The sequence below is a fragment of the Burkholderia sp. BCC1977 genome (assembly GCF_905339595.1).
GTDB lineage: Bacteria > Pseudomonadota > Gammaproteobacteria > Burkholderiales > Burkholderiaceae > Burkholderia.
Window position 1 is genome coordinate 17,552 of the sequence record NZ_CAJPGQ010000060.1, and the last position, 19,706, is coordinate 37,257.

19 protein-coding genes are annotated in these 19,706 nt (G+C 68.2%); 8 read left to right on the forward strand and 11 right to left on the reverse strand.

The window, feature by feature from the left end; all coding sequences use genetic code 11:
* Nucleotides 1-23: 23 nt before the first annotated feature.
* Complete coding sequence (locus U5771_RS31965; protein WP_322027630.1) at nt 24-776, reverse strand: molecular chaperone; 753 nt, start codon at nt 774-776, stop codon at nt 24-26.
* Nucleotides 777-874: 98 nt separating this feature from the next.
* Nucleotides 875-1,381: a spore coat U domain-containing protein gene (locus U5771_RS31970; protein WP_322027631.1), complete on the reverse strand. Its 507-nt coding sequence runs from the start codon at nt 1,379-1,381 to the stop codon at nt 875-877.
* Between the two features lie 450 nt (nt 1,382-1,831).
* Here U5771_RS31970 and U5771_RS31975 point away from each other — a divergent pair, with 450 nt between their 5' ends.
* Nucleotides 1,832-2,062, forward strand: a complete 231-nt coding sequence (locus U5771_RS31975) for a hypothetical protein (protein WP_322027632.1) — start codon at nt 1,832-1,834, stop codon at nt 2,060-2,062.
* A gap of 206 nt (nt 2,063-2,268) precedes the next feature.
* Here U5771_RS31975 and U5771_RS31980 read toward each other — a convergent pair whose 3' ends face one another.
* Nucleotides 2,269-3,153 (reverse strand): transcriptional regulator GcvA, encoded by an 885-nt coding sequence (locus tag U5771_RS31980; RefSeq protein WP_322027633.1) that lies wholly within the window; start codon nt 3,151-3,153, stop codon nt 2,269-2,271.
* A gap of 96 nt (nt 3,154-3,249) precedes the next feature.
* Between U5771_RS31980 and U5771_RS31985 the strand changes: the two genes are divergently transcribed.
* The 7 genes from U5771_RS31985 to gor all read left to right on the forward strand — a co-directional run bounded on the left by U5771_RS31985 (nt 3,250) and on the right by gor (nt 10,448).
* Nucleotides 3,250-3,864, forward strand: coding sequence for a chromate transporter (locus U5771_RS31985; protein ID WP_322027634.1), 615 nt, complete (start codon nt 3,250-3,252; stop codon nt 3,862-3,864).
* Complete coding sequence (locus tag U5771_RS31990) at nt 3,861-4,388, forward strand: chromate transporter (protein WP_322027635.1); 528 nt, start codon at nt 3,861-3,863, stop codon at nt 4,386-4,388. The genes U5771_RS31985 and U5771_RS31990 overlap by 4 nt, the downstream gene beginning before the upstream one ends.
* A 58-nt stretch (nt 4,389-4,446) precedes the next feature.
* Nucleotides 4,447-5,346, forward strand: coding sequence for a YoaK family protein (locus tag U5771_RS31995; protein WP_322027636.1), 900 nt, complete (start codon nt 4,447-4,449; stop codon nt 5,344-5,346).
* Between the two features lie 454 nt (nt 5,347-5,800).
* Nucleotides 5,801-6,922: a porin gene (locus U5771_RS32000; RefSeq protein ID WP_322027637.1), complete on the forward strand. Its 1,122-nt coding sequence runs from the start codon at nt 5,801-5,803 to the stop codon at nt 6,920-6,922.
* A gap of 263 nt (nt 6,923-7,185) precedes the next feature.
* Entirely contained in the window at nt 7,186-8,328 is a 1,143-nt protein-coding gene (locus U5771_RS32005) for a porin (protein WP_322027638.1), read from the forward strand.
* Between the two features lie 295 nt (nt 8,329-8,623).
* Nucleotides 8,624-8,848 (forward strand): hypothetical protein, encoded by a 225-nt coding sequence (locus U5771_RS32010; protein ID WP_322027639.1) that lies wholly within the window; start codon nt 8,624-8,626, stop codon nt 8,846-8,848.
* Between the two features lie 244 nt (nt 8,849-9,092).
* Nucleotides 9,093-10,448, forward strand: coding sequence for a glutathione-disulfide reductase (gene gor, locus U5771_RS32015; protein WP_322027640.1), 1,356 nt, complete (start codon nt 9,093-9,095; stop codon nt 10,446-10,448).
* Between the two features lie 72 nt (nt 10,449-10,520).
* On the opposite strand, the gene U5771_RS32020 is transcribed toward gor, so the two are convergent.
* The 8 genes from U5771_RS32020 to U5771_RS32055 form a co-directional block, all read right to left on the reverse strand.
* Nucleotides 10,521-11,822 (reverse strand): FAD-binding oxidoreductase, encoded by a 1,302-nt coding sequence (locus tag U5771_RS32020; protein WP_322027641.1) that lies wholly within the window; start codon nt 11,820-11,822, stop codon nt 10,521-10,523.
* Between the two features lie 25 nt (nt 11,823-11,847).
* Entirely contained in the window at nt 11,848-13,152 is a 1,305-nt protein-coding gene (locus U5771_RS32025; protein WP_322027642.1) for an FAD-dependent oxidoreductase, read from the reverse strand.
* A gap of 118 nt (nt 13,153-13,270) precedes the next feature.
* On the reverse strand, nt 13,271-14,845 hold the full coding sequence (locus U5771_RS32030) for a DUF3138 family protein (RefSeq protein WP_322027643.1): 1,575 nt from the start codon (nt 14,843-14,845) through the stop codon (nt 13,271-13,273).
* 101 nt (nt 14,846-14,946) lie between these two features.
* A complete protein-coding gene (locus U5771_RS32035) occupies nt 14,947-15,786 on the reverse strand; it encodes an ABC transporter permease subunit (protein WP_322027644.1) in 840 nt (279 codons plus the stop codon).
* Nucleotides 15,783-16,769 (reverse strand): ABC transporter permease subunit, encoded by a 987-nt coding sequence (locus U5771_RS32040; RefSeq protein ID WP_322027648.1) that lies wholly within the window; start codon nt 16,767-16,769, stop codon nt 15,783-15,785. The genes U5771_RS32035 and U5771_RS32040 overlap by 4 nt, the downstream gene beginning before the upstream one ends.
* A 10-nt stretch (nt 16,770-16,779) precedes the next feature.
* The gene (locus U5771_RS32045; protein ID WP_322027645.1) at nt 16,780-17,934 is read right to left on the reverse strand and encodes an ABC transporter ATP-binding protein; all 1,155 of its coding nucleotides are present in this window, start codon (nt 17,932-17,934) and stop codon (nt 16,780-16,782) included.
* Nucleotides 17,935-18,122: 188 nt separating this feature from the next.
* A complete protein-coding gene (locus U5771_RS32050; RefSeq protein ID WP_322027646.1) occupies nt 18,123-19,238 on the reverse strand; it encodes a polyamine ABC transporter substrate-binding protein in 1,116 nt (371 codons plus the stop codon).
* Nucleotides 19,239-19,300: 62 nt separating this feature from the next.
* On the reverse strand, nt 19,301-19,706 hold a 406-nt coding region (locus U5771_RS32055; protein WP_322027647.1), incomplete at its 5' end, for an aminotransferase class III-fold pyridoxal phosphate-dependent enzyme.

Below are 19,706 nucleotides of genomic sequence, written 5' to 3' on the forward strand. Positions count from 1 at the left end.
GAATCGCGATCAGCAGCGCCGCGTCAACGCGCGCTCGGCGCGACCGTCGAATCGATATCGCCCGCATCGGAGTAGCCGACCAGGTGCATTCCGGAAGCAGCGGCCGGCGCGGCTCCAGCGCCGGGCTTGAACATCAGTTCGCGGGACTGGCCCGGCAAGACGTACGCGAATTCCGCATGCGTGGCGACGGGGCGGTCGCTGCCCGGCGTGAACAGCGCGAGGTTCGCCACCTGCGCATGCGCGGTGCCGTCGTTGGTCACGCGCAGCGCGAGCATGCCGGTGCCGCCCGGTCGCGGCTCCGCGCTCCAGCGCAGCCGCGGGGCGGTGTCGGCGGCCGGCTTGACGAAGATCGGCAGGCTCATTTCCAGCGCGATCTGCACGCCGGCGAAGCCCGGTTTCGGCGCGGGCGGAATCTCCTGCAGATAGAGCCGGTAGCTGGTTTCCCGGTCCGCGCCCGGCGCGTGCCGCAGGCCGATGCGCACGACCTGCGAACTGCCGGGCGCGATCGTGAAAATGGGCGGCGCGGCAATCAGGTCGCCGGTCGACGCGTAGACGTCGTCGCCCGCGTTCTGCGACCACGCCGCGGTGCGCAGCTGGACGACGACGGGCTGGTCGGGCGACTCGTTCCTCACCGTGAGCGCGACGCTTCGTTGCGCGGCCGAGAGCTCGACGCGAACGGGCGACACGGTGAAGTCGGTGGCCTGGCTGTCGACGCACGCGGCGGCGAGCGTCACGGCCGCGATCCAGGTCGCGAGTTTGCACACGTTCGGTTTCATCACAGATCCACCTCCGGGGGATTCGCTTCGGCGCGCTTGACGGGTCCCGTCAGGGAGGGGCGCGCGCATCGGCGATGCGGCGCACCCTCCGCGCGGCACTAAAACGTCACGGTGACCGTCACCGTATCGGCGTAGCTGCCGGGCACCGCGTTGGGCTGGTCGGGCACCTTGCCGTAGACGGTCTTGGTGATCGCCTGGGCCATTGCCATCCCCTGGCCGGTGCCGTTGACGGTATCGGACGGCGGCGTGTTGCCCCAGACGACCGTGCGGTTCGAATCCTGGTACAGCGAGTAGTTGAGCTGATTCGAGCCGCTCGTCATGATGCGGTTGGTCACCGTGGCGCCGGACGTCGTGCCCGCATTCAGGCCGATGTTGAAGTTCGTGCCGTTCGTGCAGCGGACCGAGATCGCCGATTGCGCGGACTGATCGCCGGTCCCCGGCGTATAGGCGGGGAAGGTCAACGCGCCGGCCGAGTCGATCAGGCAGGTTGCGTTGACGGTAGCGGACACGCCGAACGTCGTCGAGGTCTGTCCGGCCGATACCGCGACGGCCACGCAAGCGAGCGATGCGGCAAATGCTGCCTTGGTCAGTAAGGACTGCTTCATGATGCGTTTCTCCGTTGAAAGCTGGAATGTGCGGCCGGTGCGACGAGCGGGTCGTTCGGGACGGAATCTCGATCGTCCGGATGCGCGATAGGTCTGTTCTGCGTCGGAATCGGATCGCTGGCTGGGCGGGCACCTCCTTTGTGTCGCGTGATGCGGAGTCGGACCGGCGCGGCCCCGGGGCCCTCTGGCGGCGCTGCGGCGCGCAGGACGTCAGTCGCGGCTGTCGCCGCCCGCGTGCGCGTCGGCAGGCGGGCGAGCGCGGGCGGCAATGCCCGCGCGAACGGCACGACTCGTCGTGGCGCGCATGCGCCCGGCAGTGGGTTCCCGGGGTTCGCCTATCGGATCGGGGCGCCGTGACGTCGGGTGACGGTGTGGGCCGTGTTCGTGCATCGGACGGGTACGGCGCGAAGTCGCGCCGCCGGCATCGGCGGATGCGTGACAGGAGCAGTAATGAAGGACAGCAGCCGTGTGACGGCCGACATGAGCTTGGACATGATTTCCCCGACCCGCTTGATGATTGTTTGTCGCCTGCATCGAGCCGTCGGCCCGCGCAGTGTCGTTGTGTGCACGGCTGCATCAGCAAGCAACGGGCCAGCACGCGGACTGCCGCGCAAACAGGGGCTGAGCGGTCGCGGCATGGCGCCGGTGCACACGGCGGATGCGGAAGTGTTTCAGCCGTGAAACGCGAGGCGGCGGGCCGGTCGGCCGCTCGCCCGGGCGGGTGTGCGGTGGCGGGAGTGACGGGGGAAATGCAGGGGCCGCGCGACGGTGATTCCGCTGCGGAATCGCACGCGTGGCGTGCGGAGCGGTTTCATTCCTGCAACGTGTGCGGAGACGGAGGGCGGCGCATCAAGGCCGTTTCGATCAGGTGTCGGGGGGGCGACGCGTCACGCGTTCACATTCGACTGCGCCGCGAGCCACGCGCAGAACTGCGCGACCAGCGGATCGTCGGCCGGCGTGCCCGGCGCGATCCACCAGTAGCTGCGCGTCGCGATGCGCGGCCCGTCGAGCGGCATCACGAGGCGGCCGCTCGCGAGTTCGTCGTCGATCAGCGGCAGCGGGCCGAGCGCGACGCCCAGCCCGTCGACGGCCGCCTGCAGCGCCAGGTAGAAGTGGTCGAACGACTGCCGCTTGCGCCCCTTCATCGTCACGCCGGCCGCCGCGAACCAGTCGCGCCAGCCTTCCGGCCGCGTATCCGAATGCAGCAGCACGTGCCGCGCGAGATCGTCCGCGCGGGCGATCGGCGCGCGCTTGAGCAGCGCGGGGCTGCAGACCGGAATCACGCTTTCGTCGAGGAAGTGGCCGCTCGTGCAGTTCGGCCAGTGGCCGGGGCCGCGGCGGATCGCGACGTCGAAGCCGTCGAGCGCATCGAGCGGCGCGTTCGACGTGGACAGCTTCAGCTCGACGTTCGGCACGTCGCGCTGGAACCGCGACAGGCGCGGCAGCAGCCATTTCATCGCGAAGGTCGGCAGCGCATTGATGCGCAGCACGCGCGCGGCCCCGGTGTTGCGCAGCTGCTCGGTGGCGAGCGCGATGCTGTCGAACGCGGCGCGGACGGTATCCAGGTAGCGGCGGCCTTCGTCGGTGAGCTTCACGCGCTTGCCGTAGCGGTGGAACACCGGCTTGCCGAGCCACGCCTCGAACCCGGCGATCTGCCGGCTGATGGCACCGTGAGTCACATGCAGCTCGTCGCCGGCGGCGCTGAAGCTTTCGTGTCGTGCCGCTGCTTCGAAGGCCCGAAGTGCGGAAAAGGGTGGGAGGTCGCGTGCCATGCTTGTGATTTTAGATCACAAGGGCGCGCCGATAAAATCGTTTTGCCGGTGTCCTGAACGGCGGTAACCTCGGAGCACCGTTTGATGAGGATCCCCATGCAATCCGTTTCTCCGCCGCCCGCCGCCTCGCCGCGCCGGATCGGCCTCGCCGAGCTGTTCACCGGCTTCCTGTCGCTCGGCCTGATGTCGTTCGGCGGCGCGCTGCCGTTCGCGCGGCGCACGATCGTCGACGAGCGCAAATGGCTCACCGCCGACGAATTCACCGATCTGCTCGGGCTGTGCCAGTTCCTGCCGGGCGGCAACGTGATCAACCTGTCGGTCGCCGTCGGCATGCGCTTTCGCGGCGTCGCGGGCGCGTTCGCCGGCATTCTCGGGCTGATCGCGGGGCCGACGCTGGTGGTCGTCGCGCTCGGCGTGCTGTACGCGAAGACGCAGGGCGATCCGCGCGTGCAGCACCTGTTCGGCGGGCTCGCCGCCGCGGCCGCGGGCCTGCTCGTCGCGATGGCCGTGAAGGTCGCGAAGCCGCTCCTGCACGCGCCGCGCACGGCGGCCGGCATCGCGGCGCTCGCGTTCGTCGCGATCGCGGTGCTGCGCATCCCGCTTTTGACCACAATGCTGGTGCTGACGCCCGTGAGCATCTGGCTCGCGTCGCGGCGCCGCGAGACGCCGGCACGCCAGCGTGCCGCCGCGCGCGACGGAGGCAGGTCATGAACGACACGCTGATCGCGATCGCGACGATCTTCAGCCAGCTGTCGCTGCTCGCGTTCGGCGGCGGCAACACGATCCTGCCGGAGATGCAGCGGCAGGTCGTCGACGTGCACCACTGGATGAGCGCGCACGAGTTCACCGCGCTGTTCGCGCTCGCGCAGGCCGCGCCGGGGCCGAACATGATGATCGTGTCGCTGGTCGGCTGGCATGTGGCCGGCTGGGCCGGGCTGCTGGTCGCGTCGATCGCGAAGTTCGGGCCGTCGTCGCTCGTCACGGTGCTGGCGCTGCATGCGTGGGAACGCTTTCGCGACCGGCCGTGGCGCCGCTACGTGCAGCAGGGGCTGATGCCGGTCACTGCCGGGCTCGTCGCGGCCAGCGCGGTGCTGATTTCGGCAGCGTCGAACCGCACCGCGATCCAGTGGGGCATCACCGCCGCATGCGCGGTGCTCGCGTGGCGCACGCGCATTCATCCGCTGTGGCTGCTCGCGGCCGGCGCGCTGATCGGGCTCACCGGCATCGGCCAGTGAGCGACGCACGACCGGCCTCCCGTGCGCGATACTGGCGCGACTTTTCACGGGAGGCTTGATGGATCTCGACGGCGCCAGCCGCAACCTTACCGTCGCCGCGCTGCTCACGCTGTCCGGCGGCTACCTCGACGCGTACACGTACGTCGGTCACGGCCACGTGTTCGCGAACACGATGACCGGCAACGTCGCGCTGCTCGGCATCAACGTGTCGGCCGGCGAATGGGCCGCCGCGCTGCATCACGTGCCGCCGCTCGGCGGCTTCGTGGTCGCGGTGTTCGTCGCGCACCTGCTCGGCCTCGCCGCGCAGCGCGGGTGGATGCGCCACACCGCGTTCGCGAGCCTGATCGTCGAGATCGCGTTTCTCGGCGTCGCCGCGAGCGGGCTCGTCGGCGCGTCGAGCGCGTGGCTGATTCCCGGCATCTCGTTCGTCGCGACGCTGCAGACGCTGTCGTTCACCCATCTCGAGGAACTGTCGTACACGTCGGTGATGACGACCGGCAACCTGCGGCGCGCCGCGCAGAAGCTGTTCGTCGGACTGATTCCGCGCTACGACGCGGGCGCGCTGCACGACTCGGCGCTGCTCGCGACGATCAGTTTCTGCTTCCTGGCCGGCGCGGTGGTCGGCGGCTTCGTGACGCGGCTCGTGCCGGATGTCGCGCTGTGGGGCGCCGTGTTGCTGCTGGTCGGTGCGTTCGCGGAGATCGTGCGGCGGGCGCGGCGGCGCGCGGACGGTGGGCGTGACAGTGGTGATGGCGCGGCCGGCAGCGGCGGCACCGGCGCTAGCGGCAGCAACGGCAGCAACGGCAGCAACGGCAGCAACGGCAGCAACGGCAGCAACGGCAGCAACGGCAGCAACGGCAGCAACGGCAGCCAAGGTAGCCAAGGTAGCCAAGGTAGCCAAGGTAGCCAAGGTAGCCAAGGTAGCAACCCCGACGGCGGGACGCCGCGGCCGGCCTGACGCGCGCAGGGCCGCGGCCATGCGGCCCGCCGGTGCGTCGCGCGACCGAATCACCGGTTCATCGCGTCACCGACCCGCCGCTACCCCTGACCGCAAGCCGGTTGCCCCGGCCGCATCCGATACCGGCGATCGGCGCCGCCGGCCCGCTCCGGATCGTTCCGCCTCCACGTGCCGCACCGCGGACTGCATCGTCCGCGTCCGCCACCGATCCTTACAGCACTGACCCGCTTTCCGCCATCGCCGCGCCCCGCGTCCCCACGCGAGAGGCAAGCCCGGCGCGGGAAACGTTGTTCCAGGGCGACAGTCGCGCGTTGCCGCGCATTTCAATTTCTTTCAGGACGCGCACTGGTCTTATGATTCAGCCCACATCGCGCGCGCCATGAGCGTCCGCGATCGTCACCCGGCTGCGCACGCGGCCGGCCATGAATGGAGACACCTACAAAAAGGAAAGCTCATGAAGCAGACCACCCGACTCGCAGCCATCGCAGGGGGCGCGGTGCTGGCCTTCGCCAGCCAGTACGCGGCAGCACAAAGCTCGGTCACGCTCTGGGGCGTCGCCGACGTCAGCGTCCGGTACCTGACCAACGCCAACGCCAAGAACGACGGCCTGCTGTCGATGACCAACGGCGCGATCACCAACAGCCGCTTCGGCATCTACGGCACGGAAGACCTCGGCGGCGGCCTGAAGGCCCTGTTCAACCTCGAAAGCGGCGTGAACCTGCAGAACGGCGCATTCGCCGACAGCGGCCGCCTGTTCAACCGCGCGGCGTACGTCGGCCTGCAGAGCCCGTACGGCACGGTGACCCTCGGCCGCCAGAAGACCCCGCTGTTCGACCTGCTGTCGGACACCTACGATCCGCTGACGGTCGGCAACTACCTCGAAAACGCGTGGCTGCCGGTCGCGCTGGGCGGCGGCCTGTATGCGGACAACCAGATCAAGTACACGGGCAAGTTCGCGGGCCTGACCGCGAAGGCGATGTACTCGACGGGCACCAACTACGAATCGACCGGCGCGGGCGGCTTCTCGGGCCAGATCCCGGGCTCGCTCGGCAAGGGCAATGCCTGGGGCGTGTCGCTGTCGTACGTGATGGGCCCGCTCAGCATCGCGGCCGGCGCGCAGCAGAACAGCGACAACTCCGCACGCAAGCAGACGATCTACCACGCGAACGTCGTGTATGCGTTCAGCAAGGCGAAGGTCTATGCGGGCTACCTGCGCTCGAAGGACGACACCGGTTTCGTCGACAGCCTGCTCGCGCAGCAGTCGATCCCGGTCGCGAAGGGCACGGGCCGGATCGACGACGGTCCGTTCGCGGGCGTGAGCTGGCAGGTCAGCACGCCGCTGACGCTGACGGGCGCGTTCTACTACGACCACATGCGCAACGCGATGACCACCAACGGCACGCTCGCGAGCGGCAACCGCTACGCGGTCGTCGGCATCGCCGAATACGCGCTGAGCAAGCGCACGGAAGTCTACGGCACCGTCGACTTCAACAAGACGAACGGCGCGGCGAATGTCGAGCTGCCGGGTCGCAGCAACCAGACCGGCATCGCGATCGGCCTGCGCAATATCTTCTGATCGTCGGACGTTTCGTTCGATCGCATACCGAAAGGCGCCGCAAGGCGCCTTTCGTCTTTTGGCGGACGCGTCATCGAGTCGAGGTGTGCCGCCAAGTCATGTCGCACGGGCATGACTTTTCGCCGAATCGGCAATTTTCAGCAGGGTTTCGTCTTCGGATAATGCGCCAGACCTCCGGATCGCGCGTCGCACGTCGTCGCGCTTGCACGCACTGCATGCATTCGATTCGGACTATGAAATAAAACGATCGGAGACGAAAGATCATGAAAGCATCCCTTGTGGCGGGATCCGCCGCGCTGGCGGCGTTCGCGGCTGCGCCCGCGTGCGCGCAGAGCAGCGTCACCCTATATGGCGTCGTCGATACGGGCGTCGAATTCGTTTCGCATGCCGACACGGCAGGCAACGGCCTGGTGCGCATGCCCGGCATCACCGGCGAACTGCCATCGCGCTGGGGGCTGCGTGGCAGCGAGGCGCTCGGCGGCGGCTGGCGGGCCAATTTCGTACTCGAGAACGGTTTCAACCTGCGCAACGGCGCCGCGAACCAGGGCGGGCGGCTGTTCGGCCGCCAGGCCTGGGTCGGCCTGGATGGCCCGTACGGCAGCCTGAGCTTCGGCCGCCAATATACGATGACCTACTGGGCCGTGGTCGACGCCGACCTGCTCGGTCCGGATATCTACGGCGGCCTGGCGTCGTTCGACCAGTACCTGCCGAGTGCACGCAGCGACAACACGATCGCGTACAAGGGCGCGTTCGGCGGGCTGACCGTCGGCGCGACCTGGTCGTTCGGCCGCGACGCGGCCGGCACCGGCAATTCGCCCGGGCAGGGCACGTGCGCCGGTCCGGTGCCGGGCAGCGCGCAGACGTGCCGCGAATGGTCGGCGATGCTGCGCTATGACGCGCACGGCTTTGGCATGGCCGCCGCGTACGACGAGCAGCGCGGCGGTGCCGGCGCGGCCGCGAACTTCTACGACGGCGCCGCGCCGGTCCCGTTCACGCAGCCGGGCGACAAGGACGTGCGCATGCAACTGAACGGTTATGGCGAGTTCGGCGCATGGCGCTTCGGTGGCGGCTGGCTCGGCCGCCGCGTGCGGCTCGTGTCGGCGCGCACGCCGAACGTCGGCTACGACCAGTTCTATCTGAGCGCGTCATGGCGGGCCGCGCCGTTCCTGATCGTCGACGGCGGGGCGTACCGGATCGTCAATCGCGAGCACGACGCGCGCGGCACGATCGGCGTGCTGCGCGGCACGTACCTGTTGTCCAAGCGGACCGCGGTCTACCTGCAAGGCGCCTATCTGTGGAACAGCGCGCACGCGCAGTACACGGTCAGCCAGGGCGGCGGCGGCACGACACCCGCGCCCGGCATGACGCAGCTTGGCGTGATGGCGGGCATCCGGCACCAGTTCTGAACCGAGCGGGCCGGGCGGACGCGCGGGATCCGGCATTGGTTTCATGAACGGCGGAATGCGTAAGGGTTCCGTCGGCATTCCAGAACATACTTTGACAGTGCGCGCGAAGCGTTTCCGCTACGCTGCGTGCATGGTCCGCCGTGTGCCGCGGCGCACGCGCGGGCGTCGTTCCGGCGCGCGTTTTCGCGTGCGACCGGCCTGTTGCGTAATTTGTGTATCCGGTGATGACAAACACGGTCTGCCGGTTTTTTTTCGTGGGACGATGCGCTCACGACTTTCTTGAAAGGGGATGACGATGGGTATCCTGAACACCGTGGGCGAAATCGCCGGTGCCGTGGCGGCCGTCGAGGCGGCGGAAAAGCTGGATCCGGATGCGGGCCTGCTGACCAAGGCGGCGGCGGCCGTCGCCGGCTTCAAGGGTGCGGAAGCGATCGAAGGCATGCTCGAGAAGAAGGAAGAGCAGCCCCAGCAGGCAGACGATACGCAGGCGACGGACGGCAGCGACGCGTCGCAGGCCTGAGCATGGCGGCTGGTCCCGCCGCGGGTGCGCCGTTCGCGCGCCCGGGCGGGCCGGTGCCGCGCGGCCGGCAGGTCGGGCATGTGGTCGATCGGTGACGCATGGCACACCCGGCAGCTGGTTTGACCGGCGAGAGGCGACGTCTCTCGCCGTTTTTTATGGGGCGCGCGTTCCGCGGCGCCACCTCCCGCACGAATTCCCGATTCTTGTTATCGTGCCGTCATCCGAACTGCGATGAGGGCTTGCGATGGATTTCGACTACGACCTGTTCGTCATCGGGGCCGGCTCCGGCGGCGTGAGGCTCGCCCGGATGTCGGCGTCATACGGCGCGCGCGTCGGCATAGCGGAAGAGGAGCAGATCGGCGGCACCTGCGTGCTGCGCGGCTGCATCCCGAAGAAGCTGCTCGTCTACGCATCGCACTATCCGCACGAGCTCGAGGACGCGAAGGGCTTCGGCTGGCGCTTCGGCGCCGGCACGCTCGACTGGCCCGCGCTGATCGCCGCGAAGGATCGCGAGATCAACCGGCTCAGCGACATCTACATCAACCTGCTGCGGCAATCCGGCGTCGAGATGCACGCAGGGCGCGCGACGCTCGTCGACGCGCATACGGTCGCGATCGGCGATCGCACGATCCGCGCGCGCCACATCGCGATCGCGACCGGCTCGCGTCCGGCGCTGCCGCCGCGGCCCGGCATCGAGCACGCGATCACGTCGCGCGAGGCGCTGTCGCTCGCGAAGCTGCCCGCACGCATCGCGGTGGTCGGCGGCGGCTATATCGCGGTCGAGTTCGCGGGCATCTTCAACGGCGTCGGCAGCCATGTCGACCTGTTCTATCGCGGCGAGAAGATCCTGCGCGGCTTCGACGACGACGTGCGGCAATTCCTGACCGACGAGATGACCAAGCAGGGTGTCGCGATCCACGCGCGCGCGATGATCGAATCGATCGCGCGCGCGGACGACGGCACGCTCTCGGTCCGTGTCGGCGACGCGCAGCACGGGCCGTACGACGCGGTGCTCTATGCGACCGGCCGCGTGCCGAACGTCGACGCGCTCGGACTCGAACGGGTGGGCGTCATGCTCGACGCGCGCGGCGCGATCGCCGTCGATGCGTATTCGGCGACGTCGGTGCCCTCGATTCATGCGATCGGCGACGTGACGTCGCGGCCGCAACTCACGCCGGTCGCGACGCGCGACGGCGCACTGCTTGCGCGGACGCTGTTTGGCGGGTCGCGTGTGGCGGCCGATCACGAGTATGTGCCGTCGGCCGTGTTCAGCCAGCCCGAGGTCGCGACGGTCGGCCTGACGGAGGCCGATGCGCGTCGCGTGCTCGACGAAGTCGACATCTACCGCACGTCGTTCAAGGCGCTGCGCCACACGCTGTCGGGGCGCGACGAGCGCACGCTGATGAAGCTCGTGGTCGAGCGCGGCAGCCAGCGCGTGATCGGCGCGCACATGGTCGGCCGCGACGCGGGCGAGATCATCCAGGGCATCGCGATCGCGATCCGCGCGGGCGCGACGAAGGCGCAGTTCGACGACACGATCGGCATTCACCCGACCGCGGCCGAGGAGTTCGTGACGATGCGGCAGAAGGTGGCCGACTGACCGCAACCGGGCGTGCCGGCTCGCGGGCCGGCGCGGGTGTTCTGCTCACGCGCCGGCGGCGCGGGGCGACGTTCAATGCATGCCGAACGCGTCGAGCAGCCGGTACCAGCTCATCGCGAGCACCAGCGCCGGCGTGCGCAGCGTCGCGCCGCCGGGGAAGTCGCGATGCCGGATCTTGCCGAACAGGTCGAAGCGGCTCGCCTGGCCGTCGATCGCCTCGGCGATCAGCTTGCCCGCGAGCGCGGTCGTGTTCACGCCGTGCCCCGAGAAGCCCTGCGCGAAATACATCGTCGGCGCGACGCGCCCGAAGTGCGGCGCGCGATTCATCGTGATGTCGACGAAGCCGCCCCATGCGTAGTCGACCTTCACGTCCGCGAGCTGCGGAAACGTCTTCAGCATGTCCGCGCGCATCGCGTCGGCGAGATTGCGCGGCGGCAGCGTCGAATAGCTGACCTTGCCGCCCCACACGAGCCGCGTGTCGGGCGCCGGCCGGAAATAGTCGAGCACGAAGCGACTGTCGCAGACCGCCGCGCGTGCGGGCATCAGCGCGGCGGCGCGCGCGTCGCCGAGCGGCTCGGTCGCGATCACGTAGGTGCCGACCGGCATGATCTTCTTCGACAGCGCGGGCGCGAGCGTGCCGACATAGGTGTTGCACGCGAGCACGACGAAGCGCGCGCGCACCTGTCCCTGGTCGGTCTCGACGACGTGGCCGCCCGTGACGTCGCGCACGCGCGTCACGCAGCTGTCCTCGTGAATCCGCACGCCTGCATCGGCCGCTGCACGCGCCAGCCCGAGCGTGTAGTTCAGCGGATGCAGGTGGCCGCTGTCGGGGTCGTACAGGCCGCCGCGATAGCGCGCCGACTGCACGTAGTCGCCGAGTTCGTCGGCTTCGACGAAATGGAAGCGGTCGTAGCCGAAGCGCTTCGCGGCCTCGTCGCGCCAGCGCTTCAGCGCATCCGCGTCGCGCTCGGTGTTCGCGGCGGTCAGGTAGCCGGGCAGGAGCGCGCAGTCGATGTCGTGCCGCGCGATGCGCGACTTCACGAGCGACAGCGTTTCGAGCCCCATGTCCCAGATCCGCTTCACGTCGCCTTCCGGCATGAAGTTGCCGAATGTATCGATGTCGCATGCAAAGCCGCCGATCAGCTGGCCGCCGTTGCGCCCGCTCGCCGCCCATCCGACCCGCGACGCCTCGAGCACGGTCACCGAATGGCCGCGCTCGGCGAGGTTGAGCGCGGCGGACAAGCCGGTGAGGCCCGCACCGATCACGCACACGTCGGCGTCGGTCGCGCCGGCGAGCGGCGCATGGCGGGTCGTATCGTTGGCGGTCGCCGCGTAGTACGACGCGACGTGAGGCTGGTTGGCGAATGTCGGCATGGTCAGGAGAACGGAGAAAGAAGGCTCAGAACAGCTCGCGCACGCGGTGGTACAGCATCCCGAGTTCGAGCGCGGGCTGCCGCCACGCGTCGCCGCCGGGAAAGCGCCGGTGGCGCAGTTGCGCGAACAGGTCGAACGCGCGCGTGTCGCCCGCGATCGCGCCGGCGATCGCGCGTCCGGCGATGCCGGTCAGCGCGACGCCGTGCCCGCTGAAGCCCTGGACGTAGAAGAAGTTCGGATCGAGCGCGCCGAAGTCCGGCGCGCGGTTGCGCGTGACGTCGACGAAGCCGCCCCACGCGTGGTCGACGCGCACGTCGGCGAGCTGCGGGAACACGCCGGCCATGCGCTGCCGGATCGTTTCGGCGAGCGTGTCGGGCGATGCGCCCGCGGAGTTCGCGCGGCCGCCGAACAGCATCCGGTGGTCGGCGGACAGCCGGAAGTAGTCGAGGAAGAAGTTGTTGTCGCACACGGCTTCGCGCTGCGCGATCAGCGCGTCGGCGCGCGCGCGGCCGAGCGGTTCGGTCGCGATGATGTAGGACGCGATCGGCGCGATGCGCGCGGCGGTCGCGGCCGGCAGCACGCCGCCGGGGCCCGCGTTGCAGCATGACACGACGAAGCGGCAGCGCACTTCGCCCGACGGCGTGCGCACGACCGGCCGGACGCCGCGCACGACGTCGAGCGCGGGCGTGTGCGCATGGAGCGCGACGCCTTCGCGGCGCGCGGCCTCGGCGAGGCCGAGGCAATACTTGAGCGGATGCAGGTGGCCCGACAGCGGATCGTAGACGCCCGCCAGATAGCGGGACGACGCGATGCGCGCGCGGATTTCGCCGGTGTCGAGCCACGACAGCGACGGATGGCCCCAGCGCGACGTCGCGGCATCCATCCATGCATGCAGGTCGTCGATGCGGCGCGGTTTCGTCGCGACCGTCAGGTAGCCGCGCGTGAAGTCGCAGTCGATCCCGTAGTGCGCGATCCGCTCGGCAATCAGCGCGACGCCGTCGAGCGACAGCGACCAGGCGGCGCGTGCGCCGGCGGCGCCGAGCTGCTTCTCGATCACCTCGTCTTTCGCGAAGCCGGTGATCGCCTGGCCGCCGTTGCGGCCCGATGCGCCCCAGCCGGGCCGGTGCGCATCGATCACGGCGACCGACAGCCCGCGCGCACGGCAATCGAGCGCCGTCGACAGGCCCGCGAAGCCCGCGCCGATCACGCACACGTCGACGTCGATCGCGTCTTCCAGCACGGGGTCGTCCGCCACGGGGCGCGTGGCGGTCGCTTCGTAGTACGAGTCGCGCGCGAGCGCATCGGCGCGGCGGGTGAAAGACTGCGTCATCAAACCGACTCCCTCGAAGACGGCCGGCGCCGGTGCCGACGTACCGTGCACCGCGATCCGGCCCGGTGAAACGATGCGGGACGCCATGCGCGCGGCACGGCGTCCCGCGCGGCCCGCATCAGAACGAATAGATGAACTGCGTCGCGAGCAGGTCGTTGGACTTGCCGTACGAACCGTCGTTGCGCAGGAACACCTTGTTGTTCGCCCAGTCGTGCCGGTATTCGACCTTCACGGTGATCTGCTGGGTCGGATAGAACAGCAGGTCGAGCGCGACGTCCTGGCGCACCGCGCCCTTGCACTCGAAGCCGAGGCCGCCGCCGGCCTTCGACATCGCGAGGCAGTCCGCGTCGACGCCGAAGCCGTTGTTCGGATCCATCCCGTTGCCGTTCAGCGCGATCCCGCCGCCGCCGCCGCCGTTCTTCGTGTTGGCGAGCAGGTCGTAGCGCAGCGTCACGCCCATGCGGCCGACCACCGGCGCGTTGAACTTGCGATGCGCGAGCAGCGACAGGCCGTACCACTGCGCGAGCCCGCCGTTGAACGCCGCATGCTGCTGCCGGCCGTAGTCGACTTCGGCGTTGTACTGGATGTCGGCGAGCGTGTAGGTCGCGTCGAGTTCGCCGAAGAAGAACGAACCGTACGCGCTCGGTGCCGCGCCGCCCGGGCCGTAGTGGACGTTGCCCTGGTCGTCGATCGCGCTCGCCAGCGTCTGCCGCCCGATGTTGAACGAGCCGCCGATATCGAGCGCGCTCGACCATGTGTAGTCCGCGCGCGCCGTGAAGGTCGGCACCTTGTTGCTGGTGGAGATCGGATCGCCGAGCGCGTTGGTGCCCGTCTGCGTGACCGAACCATACGTGCGGTACTGCTCGTTGCCGAGGAAGAATTTCCACGCCCAGGCGCCCTTCGTGTAGTTCGCGCCGACACCGACGTAGCTGCCCGGATCCGAGAAATCGTACAGCAGGTTGTGCGTGAGCGTGAGCATCTGGTTCGACTGCTGCACCTCGTAGCCGCCGAAGCTCGGGATCAGGCCGGCCACCAGCGTCGTCTCGGCGGTGATCGGCACGTTGACGACCGCGGTGTTCAGCAGGTTGTCGGTGATCGAGCCGCGCGAGTTCTGCAGCAGCGTGATGCCGTTGCCGCGGTTCGGCATCAGCGTGATCTCGGCCGATGGCGCCATCGGGCCGACGCCGAAGGTCTTCTTGATGTCGAGGTACAGGTCGCCGAACGTGCTGTTGAAGTAGTTGTACGCGTTCTCGTGGTTCGCGAACAGGAACGACGACGTGCCGGCCGCACGGTTGTAGATGTAGGTCGGGTCGATGTAGCCCGTGACCGACAGGCCCGCGAGCGGCCCGGTGTTGGCCGCGTCCGTCAGCGAGTCGACCTTCAGCTGCTGGTTCGCGATCTGCTGCTTCATTTCGCTGACCTCGTCGTTGGTCAGCGCGGCCTGGGCGCGGCCGTAATCCGGCGAGGACGGATCGGCGGCCACGATGACCGGCTTGGTCGCGGCCGTCGCGCCGGCCTGCGCGACCGGCGCGCTGCCCGGTTTCGCGGCGAGCTGCGCCTGCATGGCCTTCATCTGCTTCTGCAGCGCGGCGACCTGCGCCTGCAGTGCCTTGATTTCGGCGGAGGTCGAGTCGGCCAGCGCGATGCCCGGCAACGCGCCGGCCACCAGCAGGCAGATCAGTTTCTTCTTCATTGCGGATTCTCCTTGTCGTGGGCCTGTCAATGTGTGCTCGGTTTGCGCGCCGCATCACGCGGCGCGCGGATCTTGTTATCGAGGGAAAGGGAAGAGGAGCGTCAGGCCGCCGCGAACGCCGCCTTCATGTCGGCCACCCGGCGCCGCTCGCGCGCGATCATCATCTGGTTCACGACGATCACGCCGATCGTCACCGCCGTGATGAACAGCGTCGCCAGTGCGTTCATCTCCGGGTTCAGCCCGAGCCGCACGCGCGAGAACACCACCAGCGGCAGCGTCGTCGAGCCCGGCCCCGACAGGAACGCCGACAGCACCAGGTCGTCGATCGACAGCGTGAACGACAGCAGCCACCCGGACAGCAGCGCCTGCGAGATCAGCGGCAGCGTCACCACGAAGAACACCTTCAGCGGCGTCGCGCCCAGATCGAGCGCGGCCTCCTCCAGCGACTTGTTCATCTCCTTCACGCGCGACTGCACGATGATCGCCACGTACGACACGCACAGCATCACGTGGCCGATCCAGATCGTCACCATGCCGCGTCCCTTCGGCCAGCCGAACATCTGCTCCAGCGCCACGAACAGCAGCAGCAGCGAGATCCCCTGGATCACCTCCGGAATCACCAGCGGCGCGTTGATCATCCCCGTGTACAGCGTGAAGCCCTTGAAGCGGCCGAAGCGCGCGAGCACGAAGCCTGCCCACGTGCCGATCACGACCGACGCGGTGGCCGTCAGGAGGCCGATCTTCAGCGACAGCCACGCGGCCGTCAGCAGTTCGTCGTCCTGCCACAGCGCCGCGTACCACTTCAGCGAGAAGCCCGACCACACCGTCACCAGCTTCGACTCGTTGAACGAGTACACGGCCAGGCTGATGATCGGGATGTACAGGAACAGGAAGCCGAAGGCGAGAACGCCCGTCGACAGCGGTTTGCTCGGCTTGATCATTTCGCTTCCTCCAGTTCCTTGACCTGGTAGTACTGGAACAGCGCCATCGGCACCAGCAACAGCAGCACCATCGCGACCGTCACCGCGGACGCCATCGGCCAGTCCATGTTGTTGAAGAACTCATCCCACATCACGCGGCCGATCATCAGCGTGTCGGCGCCGCCGAGCAGCTCCGGAATCACGTACTCGCCGACCGCCGGGATGAACACCAGCAGGCTGCCGGCGATGATCCCGTTCTTCGACAGCGGCAGCGTGATGCGCGTGAACGCGACCCACGGCTTCGCGCCGAGGTCGTACGCGGCCTCGAGCAGCGTCAGGTCCATCTTCACGAGGTGCGCGTACAGCGGCATCACCATGAACGGCAGGTACGAATAGACCATCCCGATGTAGACGCCCGCGTCGCTGTGATAGAGGCGCAGCGGCGTGTGGATGATGCCCAGCGCGATCAGCGCGTGGTTCAGCAGGCCGTCGTCCTTCAGGATGCCGATCCATGCGTACACGCGGATCAGGAACGACGTCCAGAACGGCAGCATCACGGCCATCATCAGCACGTTGCGCCGGCCCGGTTCCGAGCGCGCGATGTAGTACGCCATCGGGTAGCCGATCAACAGACACAGCAGCGTCGACACGGCGGCCATCTTCAGCGAGCTGAGGTAGGTCGCGATGTACAGGTCGTCCTGCAGCAGGAACGCGTAGTGCCCCAGTTGCAGCGCGAAGTGCACGACGCCGTCCTTGATCTCGACGAGCGACGTGTAGGGCGGAATGCCCATCACCTGGTCGGCGAAGCTGATCTTGAACACCAGCACGAACGGCAGCGCGAAGAAGATCACGAGCCACAGGAACGGCACGCCGATCGCGAGGTTGCGGCCCGACGGCAGGAAGCGCGACAGCGCGGCGAAGCGGCCGCGGCGCCTTGAAGCCTGCGTCGCAGCGGTAGCACCGGTCGACACCGGCGCGGACGGCGTGGAAGCGGAAGTTCTCATCATGTCGCCCTCATTGCGTCAGCACGACGCCGCTGGCCGGCGACCACGACACGAACACGTCGTCGTTCCAGGAAGGCGCGCCGTCATGCATCAGGTGCGAGCTCGACAGGTTCGACACGACCGTCTTGCCGCTCGGCAGACGCACGTGATACAGCGAGTAGCTGCCCATGTATGCGATGTCGGTCACGACGCCGCGCGCCCAGTTGTGATGCGAGCCGGGTTTGTCGCGCGAGACGTGCACGCGCTCCGGCCGCACGGAAATGCCGACCGGCATCCCGAGCGGGCCGGTCACGCCGTGGCTCACGTACATCCGCGCTTCGAGGTCGTCGCTCTCGACGAAGATGTGATCGGGTTCGTCCTCGACCACGCGGCCTTCGAACAGGTTCGTCGAGCCGATGAACTCGGCCGAGAAACGGCTGTTCGGGAATTCGTACACTTCGCCGGGCGAGCCGATCTGCACGATCTTGCCTTCGCTCATCACCGCGAGGCGGCTCGCCATCGTCATCGCCTCTTCCTGGTCGTGCGTGACCATCACGCAGGTCACGTCGACCTTCTCGATGATGTTCACGAGTTCGAGCTGGGTTTTCTGGCGGATCTTCTTGTCGAGCGCGGACATCGGCTCGTCGAGCAGCAGCAGCTTCGGACGCTTGACCAGCGAGCGGGCGAGCGCGACGCGCTGCTGCTGGCCGCCCGACAGCTGGTGCGGCTTGCGCTTCGCGTACTTGCTCATCTGCACGAGCGCGAGCGCATCGGCCACGCGTTCCTTGATCTCGTTCTTCGGCGTGCCTTCCTGCTTCAGGCCGAACGCGACGTTCGATTCGACCGACATGTGCGGGAACAGCGCGTACGACTGGAACATCATGTTGACCGGGCGGCGGTACGGCGGCAGCGACGCAAGGTCCTCGCCGTCGACGAAGATCTTGCCGGAGGTGGCCGTCTCGAGCCCGGCGAGCATGCGCAGGAGCGTCGACTTGCCGCAGCCCGAGCTGCCGAGCAGCGCGAACAGCTCGTTCTTCGCGATCGTCAGGTTCACGTTGTCGACGGCCGTGCTGTCGCCGAACTTCTTCACGACGTTTTCGATGCGCACGAAGGCGTCGTTTTTCGTACGGGCCGCGGCGGCCGGTTGAGTCTGTCGTGCAGCAGCGGAAGAGGGTATCGATTGCATGGGAGTCACCATTCGTTCTTCACGGATTGCAGGCGTGAGCGTCCCCGCGCGAGGCGCGCAACGCGACTCGCGGACAACGGCTCGTGCCGGATGGAACAGGGCGCGCGGTGCGCGCGAGCGGACGGAGGTCCGCGTATCTCAGGCGGGCAGGCGTGGAGCGATGCCTGCGCCGCCGCGAGGCAAGGCGATCAGTGGCCGGTTTTCAACTGCGCCCACAGACGGTTCTCGAGGCGCAGGATGTCGGCCGGCATCGGCTTCATCAGCACCATCTTCTTCAGCACGTCTTCGGGCGGATAGACGGTCGGATCCTGCGCGACGGCCGGCGTGACGAACGGGTGCGCGGCCTTGTTCGCGGTCGGGTAGAACACCGTGTTGGTGATCGCCGCGTTGACCTTCGGGTCGGACACGTAGTTGATCCACTTCAGCGCGGCCTCGGGGTGCGGCGCATCCTTCGGGATCACCATCACGTCGAACCACAGCAGGCCGCCTTCCTTCGGGTTCGAGAACTTGATGTCGTACGCGCGCTTCGCCTCCGACGAGCGGCGGTGCGCGATGCCGATGTCGCCCGACCAGCCGAGCGCGACGCACACGTCGTTGTTCGCGAGGTCGTTGATGTAGCCGGACGAGTTGAACTGGGTGATGTACGGGCGGACTTTCTTCAGGACTTCGAACGCAGCCTGGTAGTCGCCGGGGTTCTTGCTGTTGGGATCCTTGCCCATGTATTGCAGCGTGGCCGCGAACACGTCGACGGCCTGGTCGAGGAATGACACGCCGCAGCCCTTCAGCTTTTCCATGTTGGCCGGGTCGAACACCAGTGCCCAGCTGTCGACCGGCGCCTTGTCGCCGAGCGCCTTCTTCACCGCCTGCGCGTTGTAGCCGATGCCGTCCGTGCCATAGGCCCAGGGCACGCCGTACTGGTTGCCCGGATCGGCGTCCGCGATCATCTTCATCAGCAGCGGATCGAGGTTCGCGAGGTTCGGGAGCTTCGACTTGTCGAGCTTCTGGTACACGCCGGCCTGGATCTGCTTGGCCATGTAGTTCGAGGTCGGCACGACGATGTCGTAGCCCGAGCTGCCCGCCAGCAGCTTCGCCTGCAGCGTGTCGTCGCTGTCGTAGTTGTCGTACTTGACGTGGATGCCCGTCTGTTTCTGGAAGTTCGGGATCGTGTCCGGTGCGATGTAATCGGACCAGTTGTAGACGTTCAGCTCGTCGGCATGCGCCGACGGGCTGGCGACCGACGTGAACGCGGCCGCGGCGGCAAGGGCCGCGACGGAACAGGCTTGGCGAAGAAGGCAGGCACGCATGGTGGAATTCCCCTGGGTTATGGTGGCGTGCGGCGCCCGCCGCACGCCTGTAGGCAAAGCCGTTACGAAAGGCCCAGTTGCTGGGCGGTCGCATCGACGGCCTTCTTCGCCTTCGATACGAGTTCATCGATTTCCTGACGCGAGATCACGAGCGGCGGCGACAGCAGCATCCGGTCGCCGGTCGCGCGCATGACCAGGTTGCCGTTGAAGCAGAAGTCGCGGCAGATCGTGCCGACGTCGCCGCCGTTCGCGAAGCGGCGGCGTTCGGCCGGCGACTCGGCGAGCTGCAGGCTCGCGACCATCCCGTGGCCGTGCACTTCGCCGACGATCGGGTGACGCGCGAAGGTTTCGCGCATCAGCGCCTGGAAGTACGGGCCCGTGTCGTGCTTCACGCGCTCGACGATCCCCTCGTCGCGCAGCAGCTTCAGGTTCGCGACCGCGACGGCGGCTGCGACCGGGTGACCCGAG